Annotated in this window: 10 protein-coding genes and 5 tRNA genes; 10 read left to right on the top strand and 5 right to left on the bottom strand. The window is 45.5% G+C overall.

Annotated features, from left to right (window positions below; genetic code table 11):
- Positions 1-9 precede the first annotated feature (9 nt).
- The 5 genes from DQN52_RS09250 to adk all read right to left on the bottom strand — a co-directional run bounded on the left by DQN52_RS09250 (position 10) and on the right by adk (position 4875).
- A complete protein-coding gene (locus DQN52_RS09250) occupies positions 10-1461 on the bottom strand; it encodes a LutB/LldF family L-lactate oxidation iron-sulfur protein (RefSeq protein ID WP_003786270.1) in 1452 nt (483 codons plus the stop codon).
- Positions 1458-2156 carry a LutC/YkgG family protein gene (locus DQN52_RS09245; protein ID WP_003786273.1) on the bottom strand — a complete coding sequence of 233 codons (699 nt, stop codon included), beginning with the start codon at positions 2154-2156 and terminating at the stop codon, positions 1458-1460. The genes DQN52_RS09250 and DQN52_RS09245 overlap by 4 nt, the downstream gene beginning before the upstream one ends.
- Entirely contained in the window at positions 2153-2920 is a 768-nt protein-coding gene (locus DQN52_RS09240; RefSeq protein WP_003786276.1) for a (Fe-S)-binding protein, read from the bottom strand. Before DQN52_RS09240 ends, DQN52_RS09245 begins: the two co-directional genes overlap by 4 nt.
- Positions 2921-3575: 655 nt before the next feature.
- The gene (locus DQN52_RS09235) at positions 3576-4148 is read right to left on the bottom strand and encodes a CNP1-like family protein (RefSeq protein WP_003786279.1); all 573 of its coding nucleotides are present in this window, start codon (positions 4146-4148) and stop codon (positions 3576-3578) included.
- Positions 4149-4230: 82 nt separating this feature from the next.
- On the bottom strand, positions 4231-4875 hold the full coding sequence (gene adk / locus DQN52_RS09230; protein WP_003786281.1) for an adenylate kinase: 645 nt from the start codon (positions 4873-4875) through the stop codon (positions 4231-4233).
- Positions 4876-5247: 372 nt separating this feature from the next.
- On the opposite strand from adk, the gene DQN52_RS09225 reads away from it, so the two are divergent.
- The 10 genes from DQN52_RS09225 to DQN52_RS09185 all read left to right on the top strand — a co-directional run bounded on the left by DQN52_RS09225 (position 5248) and on the right by DQN52_RS09185 (position 12064).
- Positions 5248-6864: a type IV pilus assembly protein FimV gene (locus DQN52_RS09225; RefSeq protein ID WP_071461629.1), complete on the top strand. Its 1617-nt coding sequence runs from the start codon at positions 5248-5250 to the stop codon at positions 6862-6864.
- Positions 6837-8510 carry a FimV/HubP family polar landmark protein gene (locus tag DQN52_RS09220; protein ID WP_231954131.1) on the top strand — a complete coding sequence of 558 codons (1674 nt, stop codon included), beginning with the start codon at positions 6837-6839 and terminating at the stop codon, positions 8508-8510. The genes DQN52_RS09225 and DQN52_RS09220 overlap by 28 nt, the downstream gene beginning before the upstream one ends.
- A gap of 219 nt (positions 8511-8729) precedes the next feature.
- Positions 8730-9524 carry a lytic transglycosylase domain-containing protein gene (locus tag DQN52_RS11610; protein ID WP_003786290.1) on the top strand — a complete coding sequence of 265 codons (795 nt, stop codon included), beginning with the start codon at positions 8730-8732 and terminating at the stop codon, positions 9522-9524.
- Positions 9525-9526: 2 nt separating this feature from the next.
- Positions 9527-10831: a LysM peptidoglycan-binding domain-containing protein gene (locus DQN52_RS11605; protein WP_003786293.1), complete on the top strand. Its 1305-nt coding sequence runs from the start codon at positions 9527-9529 to the stop codon at positions 10829-10831.
- A gap of 84 nt (positions 10832-10915) precedes the next feature.
- Positions 10916-11476: a CDP-diacylglycerol--glycerol-3-phosphate 3-phosphatidyltransferase gene (gene pgsA, locus DQN52_RS09210; RefSeq protein ID WP_026036373.1), complete on the top strand. Its 561-nt coding sequence runs from the start codon at positions 10916-10918 to the stop codon at positions 11474-11476.
- Positions 11477-11555: 79 nt separating this feature from the next.
- A tRNA-Gly gene (locus DQN52_RS09205) sits at positions 11556-11631 on the top strand.
- A gap of 24 nt (positions 11632-11655) precedes the next feature.
- Positions 11656-11731: transfer RNA gene (locus tag DQN52_RS09200), tRNA-Gly, on the top strand.
- A 20-nt stretch (positions 11732-11751) separates the two neighbouring features.
- Positions 11752-11827, top strand: a tRNA-Gly gene (locus DQN52_RS09195).
- A 45-nt stretch (positions 11828-11872) separates the two neighbouring features.
- Positions 11873-11946 (top strand) — tRNA-Cys (locus DQN52_RS09190).
- Positions 11947-11974: 28 nt separating this feature from the next.
- Positions 11975-12064 (top strand) — tRNA-Leu (locus DQN52_RS09185).
- Positions 12065-12575: the final 511 nt, after the last annotated feature.

Below are 12575 nucleotides of genomic sequence, written 5' to 3'. Positions count from 1 at the left end.
GGTTAATCATCAAGATGCGGTGCGATTTTGCTTTTCCACCATCAGTTGATGCAGGGTTTTAGGTGCAGGCTGCATGGGGACGTGGTTATCTGTCCAACCAAACTGCTTGCTCGGCGTTAAACCGCGGAATGTGGTCGCTGCCCAACCAAAGGCACGATACACTTTTTTGCCGCTGAAAATGCCGTCAAACACGCGCCACGCGATTTGTTCGCCCAACGTGTGCGATGCGCCTTGTCCTTTGATGCGATACGCCACTTGTTCGTCTGGGGCGCGTTGTGCTTCTTCGCGCAGGCGTTGCATTTGCTCGGTAATGGGGATTTTGACTGGGCAAACTTCCACACACGCGCCACACATGGTGCAAGCAGTCGGCAAATCGCGTGTGGTTTCCAATCCCAACAAATGCGGCGATAAGATTTCGCCAATCGGGCCAGGATAGGTTGTGCCATACGCTGCGCCGCCAATGCGCGTGTACACAGGGCAATGGTTCATGCACGCACCGCAACGAATACATTGCAGCGTGCGGCGCATTTGCTCTTCGCCATAGGCTTGGCTGCGTCCGTTGTCCAGCAACACCAAGTGCATTTCTTGCGGGCCGTCCAATTCTTCGCTGCGGCGCGGGCCCGTAATCATGTTGAAATAAGTGGTAATCGGCTGACCAATCGCGCTGCGTGGCAACAAGCTATACAAAGGCGGAATGTCCGACAATTTTGCCACCACTTTTTCAATGCCCGTAATCGCGATATGCACGGGCGGAACGGTGGTGGATAAGCGTCCGTTGCCTTCGTTTTCTACCAAACACAATGTACCTGTTTCGGCTACGGCAAAGTTCACGCCACTCAATCCCACATCGGCTGTGCGATAAACATCACGCAAAGCGGCTCGTGCAAAACCTGTTAGTTTGTCCACGTCATCGGTCAATTCTGTGCCGATGTTGTTGTGGAACAATTCGCTCACTTGCTCTTTGGTTTTGTGAATGGCGGGCATCACAATGTGTGTGGGTTTTTCGCCTGCCATTTGTACGATGTATTCGCCCAAATCGCTTTCAATGGCTTGTACACCGCAGTCGGCTAAATAATGGTTTAGCTCAATTTCTTCGCTCACCATCGATTTGCCTTTAACCATGAGCTTGCCATTGTGTTTTTGGACAATGCCGTGAATGATTTGGCAGGCTTCATCGGGCGTTTCTGCCCAGTGAACGTGTACGCCCAATCGGGTTAAGTTTTCTTCCAACTGCACCAATAAATCGGGCAATTTAGACAAAGAACGCTGGCGAATGTGTTCGCACAAGGTTCGCAACATTTGCAATTCTTGTTCGTCTGACAACACCATTTTGCGTTTGGTCATCAGCATATTCATTGCCGTGCGTAGGCTTTTACGCAATGGTTTGTTGCCCAAGGCTTCACGCGCATTGGCTTTGAATGTTTCTGGGCGTGGGTGGAAATGTACGGTTTGCGTGTTCATGCGTTGTCCTTCAAATCGGCAGGGTTGATGTGGCTAGGCAACACCGCCAGCACCACCATATCGCGTGGGCCGTGTGCGCCAAAAGCAAGCGTGAGTTGAATATCTGCCGTTTTGGACGGGCCAGATACCAAAATCACATTGGTGGGCATATTGTTGCCCAGTTGCTCGCCATGCAAAGCCGCATGAAATGTGTCATACATTTTGCTGGTGTCAAACAAGCAAATGTGTACAGGTGGCACAAGGCTTTGGCTGCGCGGTTCTTCGGGCGAAGAGATTTGCATCAACGTGCCTGTGTGCGCGATACCGCATAAAGACGTGGTAAAACCTGCTTGAATGTCGGCAAAAAACTCGTGTTTCCAATCTTCCATTTTTTGAACAAAGTGGCGCGGCGTAATAGAAGCAGCCTGCACCGCTTGTTCGGCGCGTTTACCGTGTTCGGTTTGGGGCGATAGCAACAAGTTTTGCAGATTTTTTTGCTGCGCAACTTGCACCAAAGTTTCTTCCCAGTTGTGTTCGCGTACCCAAAAAATCTCGGTTTTTACAGCACGCATACATTTTGCCCAATGTTTTAAGCGGTCGATTTCGCTGTCCCAAGTGGGCGACATTTCTTCGTAGTAATCAAATGTTTGCGGTTCAGCCATAGGATAGGCATTGGTTTGGCGCAATTTGGCTAAAATATTGTCTCTCGCGCTCATGCTTTGCCTCCTGTGCGTTCCAACAAGAAAGTAGCAATGTGTTTGGGGCGCGGCATATTTGGCTCGTCTTTGGCGATTTTGCCACCAATATTCATCATGCAGCCTGCATCGGCACTCACGATTTCGGTTGCTTGCGTTTCTTTGAGTGCAGCCACTTTGTCCGTTACCATCGCGCCCGAAATATCGGATTGTTTAACGGAAAACGTACCGCCAAATCCGCAACATTCGCTTTCGTGGTCATGCACAATGCGTTCTACATTTTGCAAGCCGTCAATCAATTTCCAGCCTGTGATGTGTACGCCCATTTCGCGGCGTGCTGAACAAGAAGTATGCACCGCCACTTTAACAGGTTCGCCCTTGTCTTGTGGCTCGTAACCAATGTCCACCAAAAAATTGGTGAACTCCACCACGCGACTGGCTAATTCGTTGGCGCGCGCTTCGTGTTCACTGCCTTTGAACAACGCAGGCCAGTGGTGTTTCATCATGCCACCGCACGAACCAGATGGCACAACAATTGGATAATTTTCGGGGAACAAATCCAACTGCGCGGCTGCCACCGTAAACGATTCTTCACGATGTCCAGACGAAAACGCAGGCTGACCGCAACAACTTTGCTCCATTGGATAATGCACGCGAATGCCTTGTTGCTCCAACAGTGTCATCGCGTCCATGCCTGCTTCGGGCATAAATAAATCCAGCAAGCAAGTACCAAAGAAATAAACATCGGTGGGTTTACCGATGCTGGTGGTGGTTTGAGTATTCATGATTGTGTTCTTTTTTCTTGTTTGAATAACGATGCGTTGTTTTTTGACTGTGCATCTATGTTTGCATTACTTTACGCGATGTAATTTTATGTGGTCAAGTGGGAAATGACGGTTTAATGCAAGAAAAGGGCTTAAATAGGGGCTTTATTGATAGGAAGTAGCGGTTGATTTGGTGTAATTAATAGAGTGGATTGTTAAATTTTGCTAAAAATTTTAATAACTTAAAAATGAATACAAGGGGGCTAGGATAATTTGAATACCTATATTAAAAAAAGTGATAATAATGATAGAAAAATCAATGAAATAAATCAACATAAAAGTCGTAGTTTAATGTTGTTTAATTTCAAGTTGATGCAATTATTTATTTTTTGAATTGGCTGGGTAAATATAAAGAGCGATAAATAGTCCAAATAATAGCGGTTTTTAAATTGGGATTAGATAGATGTAGTTTTAATTACATAAAAAAGCAGCCTGCAATCAATGTGATGATAGTGCAGGCTGAAACCTTTGCAAAACCCTATCTTTGGCGCATTTCTTCGTGATGCGCTTCTCGAACGCTTGAAAATATTTCAATATTATCTGCGCGTTCTGCGATGCTATCACTTTGAACTGCACTCAAATCTGGGGTTTTGCAAAGGTCTCAGGCTGCTTTGTTTTAATTATGTTTGGTGCTGGCAGGATGTGTGAACCCTACGGTTTTTTGTACGCGAGCGCGGAGTTCTTCATCGCTCTTGGCGCGACCGTCTAGGCAGAATGCTTCGTATAGCGCGCGGCGCACCGAATTGGTGGCGTTGTGTTTGCCGCCAATGATTTCCCAGTCGCCTTTGCGTGGCAAAATCCAGCGATTGTTGTGCAAATCGGCATAGCCAAAGGTTTTGAGTTTTGAGCCTTCGCTGCCAAGCAGTTTATCGCCTGTGATGCATAATAAACCTTCGGCTGTGAGGTTGTTGTAACCAGCGGCAGAGCGGTTGTTTAAAATATAACGAATGCTGCCATCTTCGGCGTAGCTAATGCTGCTCAACAAAATTTGCGGCTTGCCTTTAAATGTGGGGGTGATATACAAATCGACCCAGTCGCCTTGTTGTGGATTGGGAACGTCGGGCAGGGCGACTTCGCTTTCGGTAAATACACGCTCTTCATCTGGCGGAAGATGAGAAAATGCGCGGGTTTCGGCATAGCTGCTGGTGGCAAAAGTCGCCAAAATCATTGTTAAAATAAGGGGTTTCATAGACGCTCCAAAATGAATGGTGGAAAAAGCAGCCTGCACTTTGGTCTAAATTTTTGATTTAGTGCAGGCTGCTTTTGTGGATTTAACGCAATGCGCTAATGATTTGTTCTTTAACTGTATCAACGGCTTGTGTGCCATCAACTTTAATATAACGTGGTGTGTTGTCACCCGTTAATTGGCTGTAAAAACCGACCAAAACTTCGGTTTGTTCGTGATATACCGCCAAGCGTTTTTTAACGGTTTCTTCTTTGTCGTCATCGCGTTGCACCAAGTCTTCGCCTGTTTCATCGTCTTTGCCAGCCACTTTGGGCGGATTGTGCTTCAAGTGATAAGTGCGACCCGATGCCAAATGCACACGGCGACCGCTCATGCGTTCTACGATTGTTTCGTCGGGTACGTCGATTTCGACCACAGCGTCCAAATGCACACCTGCTTCAATCATCGCTTCGGCTTGTGCCAAGGTGCGTGGAAAGCCATCAAACAAAAAACCATTGGCGCAATCGGGCTGTGCCACGCGCTCTTTGACCATGCCGATGATGATGTCATCGCACACCAAGCCGCCTTCGTCCATGATTTTTTTGGCTTCCAAACCCAATGGTGTGCCAGCTTTAATCGCCGCGCGAAGCATATCGCCAGTAGAAATTTGTGGGATACCAAATTCGCGCGTAATAAATTGCGCTTGTGTGCCTTTGCCTGCGCCAGGTGCGCCCAATAACAATGCTTTCATAATGTTCCTTACGAGTGGTTGCGGTATGAAAAGTCGTTATAGTAATGCTTTTGCGTAGGGCTGAAAAGGGTTAATCCGACTGTGCAGGCTGCTTTTTGCGTATGAATTTGGCTGATTTGTCGGTTTTTTGCACCATGTTATTCGCAACGTAAACATAGGTTTGATATACATAAAAGCCAAAAGAATAGTGGATAATGTGCCTTTTTGTGTGCAAACTGACAAAAAATGTTGGTTTTTGTTGTCAATCGTACGGGGAAACGGCTATCATATAGAGAATATTATCTTAAATTTTAGCTAAAACGATTGATTGTGTCGCAAGTGGTGCTATAAATAAATAAGCCAATGCTGGCGAGCGAATTATGGAGAGTAAATGTGAAAACCAATAGCAAAATAATTGCTGCGTCTTTGTCTTTGATGACATCGTTGAGCGCGGTGGCTGGAATGGGTGGCGTGAATGTCCAATCTAATTTGGGCGAGCCATTTTCAGGAAGTATTGTGGTAACAGGCAATGAGGCAAAATCGGCATTGCAAGGTTCGGTGAGTGTGTCTGGTGGTTTGCAAGGAACGGTTGTGCCGCAAGGTAATGGTAATGCTGTGATTCGTTTGCGTTCATCGGCTGCGGTTAATGAACCTGTGCTGAATTTTGTGGTAAAAACAGGTAATCAAGCTCGCCAATATACCGCTATGATTAATCCGGCTCACTATCGCCCAGCAGCAACTGTTGCGAGTATGGCTCGTGCAGCGATTACTGCGGAAGTGGCTGCGCCGAATACAGTGGCTAAACCTGCGGCAGCGAAAGCGAATAATCAACCTGCTGCTGAGGCTGCACCAGTGGAGAAGGTGTCTTCTCGTGCAGTAAGTCCACGTTATCATCGTGTACGCCGTACAGAGAGTGCTGCGTCTATTGCTGCTCGTTATCGCCCACACAATATGAGCGTTCAGCGTGCTATGCTGGCTCTGGTTGTGGCAAATCCGCGTGCGTTCCATAAAGGTAACCCTTATGCAATGTATCGCAATGTAACTTTGTATATTCCAACTACTGCACAATGGTATGCCTATGCGGAGCGCGGTCAGCGTATTCAAGCAGCATCGGCAATGTCTTTGTCGCGTGGTGCAGCAAACAAAGTGGTTGCACCTACTGTAACCGAAACACCTGCATCTAATGAATCTATGGCAACTGAGGTTTCTAAGCCAGTAGAGGCGGCAGCTAAACCAGAACCTAAATCCACACCAGCGCCAACTCCTGCTGTTATGCCAGAGGAAAAGGCACCGGTACAACCTGCATCAACTTCGGTAGCTGTTGAAGCATCTACACCTACTTCTGTTCCTGTGGTTGAAGCAGTAGCAGAAACCAAAGTGGTTGCGAGTGAAACTGTGCAGGCTGCTTCTGAATCTGCGGTAGTCGCAAGTGCAGTTGTTGCAAGCGAAGTGATGGCTTCTGAGCCGTCATCTGCACCAGCCCCTGTTGTTGAAACACCTCCTGCGCCAGCTGCAACGGAGCAAGTTGCTGCTGAACAACCAGTAGAAACGGAAGATGAAACAGATTGGATGTCTCTTGGTTTAATGGGTGGCGCGGCAGTTTTAGGCTTGGGTGGCGTTGGTTACTTATTAAGCCGTCGTAAGAAATCTACCGAAGAGGCGGAAGATGAAGAAGAGTTTGTAGTTGATGAACCAGTTGTATCAACGGCATCTGCAGCAGCTCAACGAGTTTGGAGTGATACTAACTCAAATCAATCTACATTTAATGATACAAATGAGGATTTATTTGTCGATAATGCAGTTAAGCCTTCGGCAGATTCGTTTAATTTAAATGATTTTGAACCAGATGTGCAAGTTCCAGAACCACAAGCAGATGAATGGTTGGTTACAGAAAATGCAGCAACGGATTCGTTTGTAGAACCTGAAAAAGAAGCTGTATCTGAATTGGAGGAGTTTGATGTATCTGAGCCATTAATGAATCTATGGCAACTGAGGTTTCTAAGCCAGTAGAGGCGGCAGCTAAACCAGAACCTAAATCCACACCAGCGCCAACTCCTGCTGTTATGCCAGAGGAAAAGGCACCGGTACAACCTGCATCAACTTCGGTAGCTGTTGAAGCATCTACACCTACTTCTGTTCCTGTGGTTGAAGCAGTAGCAGAAACCAAAGTGGTTGCGAGTGAAACTGTGCAGGCTGCTTCTGAATCTGCGGTAGTCGCAAGTGCAGTTGTTGCAAGCGAAGTGATGGCTTCTGAGCCGTCATCTGCACCAGCCCCTGTTGTTGAAACACCTCCTGCGCCAGCTGCAACGGAGCAAGTTGCTGCTGAACAACCAGTAGAAACGGAAGATGAAACAGATTGGATGTCTCTTGGTTTAATGGGTGGCGCGGCAGTTTTAGGCTTGGGTGGCGTTGGTTACTTATTAAGCCGTCGTAAGAAATCTACCGAAGAGGCGGAAGATGAAGAAGAGTTTGTAGTTGATGAACCAGTTGTATCAACGGCATCTGCAGCAGCTCAACGAGTTTGGAGTGATACTAACTCAAATCAATCTACATTTAATGATACAAATGAGGATTTATTTGTCGATAATGCAGTTAAGCCTTCGGCAGATTCGTTTAATTTAAATGATTTTGAACCAGATGTGCAAGTTCCAGAACCACAAGCAGATGAATGGTTGGTTACAGAAAATGCAGCAACGGATTCGTTTGTAGAACCTGAAAAAGAAGCTGTATCTGAATTGGAGGAGTTTGATGTATCTGAGCCATCATTTGCTTCTTCTGCTACAAAAGAAGAGTCTTCTGATGACATGGACTGGTTGGCTGCTCAATTTAGTTCGGAAACTGAAGAAGTTAAAGTAGAGTCTGAATCTGATAATAGCTTCGCTGAATTGGATTTGTCAGATTTTAATTCAGTTGTTGAAGCAGTAGAGCCTGCTCCTGCTTTTGAAGAAACAATGAGCTTTGATACGGCAGAACCTGTTGCTGCGGTAGATGATGCTTTGAACTTTGATGTTTCTAGCACAACCGATAGTGCAGAGTTGTTTGATTTAGATACAAATGCAGAGTCTGTCAATACGGAAGATTTAGATTTTAATGTGCCAGATATTGACGCATCTGTGTTGTCTGTGCCAGAAGTGGCTGAAGATGCATTATCGTTTGACTTGCCTGCTACCGATACGGTTGCAGAAGAGTTTAGCTTAGACACGCCTGTCGCTGAAGATGCCAATTTAATCTTTACCGATGTTTCTGAAGTGGTTACGCCAAGTGAATTGGCTGTTTCAGAGCAGCCTGCACCAGTTGCTGATTTTGATTTGGACGATTCGGGCTTAGACTTTTTGGACGATAGCGTAGAAGAGGCAACATTATCAGTGGTTGAAGATGTACAACCTGTTGCTACTGCGCCAGTGGTTGAAGCAGCGGCAGCCGATGAATTGTTGGCATGGGATAAAGTAGAATCGCCAGAGCAGCAAGATGTTGGCTTTGTATCAGAAGCGGTTGGTATGGCAGCTCCTTTGGAAGCTAAGTTGGAATTGGCGAAAATGTATTTGGAAATTGACGATGCGGTTGCGGCGCGTGAAACATTGCGCGAATTGATTGAAGAATCGCATGGTGATTTACAAGCACAAGCTAAATCTTTATTAGAAGAATTAGGCGGCTAAATCTAGCTTAATTTGAGTATAAACCTACCATTGGATAGTTATCCTTGGTAGGTTTATATTTTTTATGAGCAGGGTATTTAATCCAAGTATTTGTGTAATTAGGTAACAAGTCATCAAATATTTGAGATAAAAGCTTTGTTTATATGGCAAAAATATCTCATTTCAGATGTAAAAAGATTGACAGCAACGATATGCACACTTACGATAACGAATTATTTTATGCAATATCAAGTTATTTATATGAAAAGCATCAAAACCATTGCGATTGCTGTAAGTAGTTTATTTGTGTTATCCACATCGGCTCACGGTAAAACCGTTCAGCCAGAACAAACTGGTATCGCAATGATGCGTTTGCACAATACTTCTTTTTCGCTCCCATTATCACGATTATCAAGCAATGATTTGTGGCTTAATTTGCGCCAAGATTTCAGAATGGATGAAGTCAATGTGGGCTTGGTACGTTCGCACGAAAGCCGTTTTTTAGCCAACAGAGATTATTTCAATCGTACATTAGTCCGCAGTACACCTTATATGTACCACATTGTGTCAGAGGTACAAAAACGCGGTATGCCTGCGGAAATCGCGCTGCTTCCCTTTATTGAGAGTGCGTATGTAACCAAAGCACGTTCTCATGTTGGTGCATCTGGTTTATGGCAATTTATGCCTGCAACGGGTCGTCATTATGGTTTGGAACAAACGCCTTTGTATGATGGACGACACGATGTTTTTGCTGCTACCGATGCGGCTTTGAATTATCTGCAATATTTATATGGCTTGTTTGGCGATTGGTCGCTGGCACTGGCGGCATACAACTGGGGCGAGGGCAATATGAGTCGCGCCATTCGTCGCGCTCAATCCGCTGGTTTAGCACCGACTTATGAAAATTTGAATATGCCAGCAGAAACCCGAAATTATGTCCCCAAATTGTTAGCGGTGCGTAATTTGGTCAATAATCCGCAAGCATTTGGCTTGAATTACCTACTATCAAACACGAACCTTATTTTAAAGCGGTAACGGTGAATACGCCGTTGGATATTTTGGCGGCTGCACATTTGGCGAATATTTCGGAAAGCGAGTTTTTGGCATTAAATCCTGCGTTCAAAACGCCTGTGTTCATGCCCAAAGGTAATCGCCGTATGTTGTTGCCTGTGAGCGCAGCGCGTACATTTGAATCAAACTACAAAGAATCTGACCCGAAAACATTGTTGTCTTGGGATGTATTTACGCCAACAGAGCGTATTTCGTTAGCTGATTTGGCGAGTCGAACTGGCTCAACGGCGAGCGAGCTGAAACGATTGAACGGTTTGACCAGTAACTATGTCAATGCAGGTCGCATGGTGTTAATCAACAAAAACACCATGACAGGCATTGCGAGTGTGAACGATTTTGCGCGAGCTGATTTTGATGCCGTACCCGATACTTATGTGGAGCAAAAACCAGTTTTAACGGTTGCGCCTACTTTGGCATCTCCTGCTAGGCAGCCTGCACCATTGGCGGTTAATTTAGCAGCACTCAGGCAACCATCGGATAAGCCTGTTACGCCGCCCACAATCGCTGCGCCTGCATTGGCGGAAAATAAGCCTGTAACTACACCACCTGTGTTTTTTGTTGCACCACCAGTTGTCAGCAATACTGTGGTAGCCGAACCTAATGTGCAGGCTGCTTCTGCGGTCGCAAATAACGATGAAACAGATGAATTGATGCAAGTGGTTGCTAGAGCTCAGCAAGAGCAAAAACAGCAAAATACAGCAATAGAAAATCAAGCAGCCGCAGCCGTGCGTGCCAGCGTAGCAGAGTTTGAAGCAGCCGAAGCCAGAGAGCGAGCAGCCGAAGCGCGTCGTCAGCAACAACTAGCAGCCGACAAGGTCAAGGCAGCAACCGTTGCAGCAAATAAACCAGCAACAGCGCAAAAGCAGCCTGCACGTCCAGTCGTCAGCACGACAGCAACACATAAAGTAGTGCGTGGCGAATCGGTATACAGTATCGCCAAACGCTACAATATGGAAGTGGCTGATTTGCGTACTGCTAATGGCATCAAAGGCAATAGTATTCGTATTGGGCAAGAATTAAAGATTCAGACCGCGCGTAAAATAACTGCAACTGTGCAGGCTGCTTCGCGCAATAAACCTGCGACTACTGCAAATAACAAGCCAGCAGATAATAAACGTCAAACCGTGCCAGTAACGCATACTGTTCGCCGTGGCGAAAGCATACAAAGTATTGCAGCGCGTTATAAAGTTAGCCCTGCTGATTTAAAACGCTGGAATAATGGCAGCAACAACATCAAAGCAGGACAGGTTTTAAAACTTCGTCCTAGTTAAAAAAGAGCAAAGTTAAATCGCTATAATGTGGGTTTAACTTTGCTATTATTCTTAAAAGCAGCCTGCAACGAATTGGAACACATCATGCCATGGAATATTCCCATCATGCTGACTTGGATGCGCATTTTGCTCATCCCCATTTTTACTTTGCTCTTTTATTTACCCCATAGCTGGATTGGTCAAGAGCAAGTCAATATTAGCGCGGCCATTATTTTCGCCATTGCAGGTATAACTGACTGGCTAGACGGATTTTTGGCGCGACATTGGAAGCAAACGTCTGATTTTGGCGCATTTTTAGACCCTGTTGCCGATAAGCTCATGGTTGCCGTTGCCTTAATTTTGCTGGTTAAACTAGACCGCACTTACGCATGGTTCGCTATGATAATTATTGGGCGTGAAATTACTATTTCCGCCCTACGTGAATGGATGGCGCAAATGGGCAAGCGCAGTAGCGTGGCTGTTGCCTATATTGGCAAACTCAAAACTGCCGCACAAATGGCAGCTATTTTTACCTTGTTGCTCAACTTTCCCGATTTTTACGGCATTAATCTGCATATTTTGGGTAACATACTGATGTTTATTGCATCTGTGCTGACATTGTGGTCTATGTTTTATTATTTAAAAATGGCATGGAAAGAATTTTAAGCAAAAATACACAAAATCGCTTGACAGTAAAAATTAAGCGTATATAATGCCAGCTTCTTTGTTGCAAACACAAAGAAATGCGGGAATAGCTCAGTTGGTAGAGCGCAACCTTGCCAAGGTTGAGGTCGCGAGTTCGAGACTCGTTTCCCGCTCCACAATTTATCTTATTATCAATCAGAGCGGGAATAGCTCAGTTGGTAGAGCGCAACCTTGCCAAGGTTGAGGTCGCGAGTTCGAGACTCGTTTCCCGCTCCACTCTGATTTGATAAGAATGCGCGGGAATAGCTCAGTTGGTAGAGCGCAACCTTGCCAAGGTTGAGGTCGCGAGTTCGAGACTCGTTTCTCGCTCCAAGTTTCTAAATTGCAGATAATTTATCTGCAATTTGTTTTATTAAAGGCGAAATAGCATAGTGGTAATGCAGCGGATTGCAAATCCGTGGACGCCAGTTCGATTCTGGCTTTCGCCTCCACAATATTGTGTTATTCAGTTTCAAGTGTGCCCGAGTGGTGGAATTGGTAGACACAACGGACTTAAAATCCGTCGCTCCTAAACCGAGCGTACCGGTTCGATTCCGGTTTCGGGCACCAAAGATAAAAAGCAACCTGTTACAGGTTGCTTTTTTATTTTCTATTTTCTATTTTCTATTGAGAGATGTTATAGTGGGATTATAGTGGATTAAATTTAGATTAGAACAAGGCGACAACGACCGCCGTGTACATCTAGTACATAAGGGAGTTGGCAACGCTGTACTAATCTAAATTTAATTCACTATATATTGTAATAAAGTTGCAGAAAAGACACGGAAGCAATCATTTTATTTGCTATTTTACTGTATTTGTTTAATTGACGTTCTCCCCTTGCTAAAGCAAGGAGATTCCTACGGCGGTTAGTGATATTCTACCAACTCACTTCGGTGGGTTCGTGCTGCTGACAACCTGACTGCATTGTTCACTTCACACGCGCTATGGACACGTCCTGTCCTGATTTTTGTTTTTTCAGGCTGCCTGAATGGCTTGCCCACGTTGCGGTTTTTTCTTTGCGGTATTTTTGGGATTTATTGGAAATTGGTCTATTTGCTATGGCGTTAAAAGGTGCTTT

The sequence above is a fragment of the Kingella kingae genome (assembly GCF_900475905.1).
Taxonomy (GTDB): Bacteria; Pseudomonadota; Gammaproteobacteria; order Burkholderiales; family Neisseriaceae; genus Kingella; species Kingella kingae.
This window is presented reverse-complemented; position numbering and strand designations above follow the sequence as displayed.

Excerpts from the sequence above, each read along its gene's own strand:
- DQN52_RS09235 (WP_003786279.1), bottom strand. The coding sequence starts at position 4,148 with ATGAAACCCCTTATTTTAACAATGATTTTGGCGACTTTTGCCACCAGC.
- DQN52_RS09240 (WP_003786276.1), bottom strand. The coding sequence starts at position 2,920 with ATGAATACTCAAACCACCACCAGCATCGGTAAACCCACCGATGTTTAT.
- DQN52_RS09220 (WP_231954131.1), top strand. The coding sequence starts at position 6,837 with ATGGCAACTGAGGTTTCTAAGCCAGTAGAGGCGGCAGCTAAACCAGAA.
- pgsA (WP_026036373.1), top strand. The coding sequence starts at position 10,916 with ATGCCATGGAATATTCCCATCATGCTGACTTGGATGCGCATTTTGCTC.
- DQN52_RS09250 (WP_003786270.1), bottom strand. The coding sequence starts at position 1,461 with ATGAACACGCAAACCGTACATTTCCACCCACGCCCAGAAACATTCAAA.
- DQN52_RS09245 (WP_003786273.1), bottom strand. The coding sequence starts at position 2,156 with ATGAGCGCGAGAGACAATATTTTAGCCAAATTGCGCCAAACCAATGCC.
- DQN52_RS11610 (WP_003786290.1), top strand. The coding sequence starts at position 8,730 with ATGCAATATCAAGTTATTTATATGAAAAGCATCAAAACCATTGCGATT.
- adk (WP_003786281.1), bottom strand. The coding sequence starts at position 4,875 with ATGAAAGCATTGTTATTGGGCGCACCTGGCGCAGGCAAAGGCACACAA.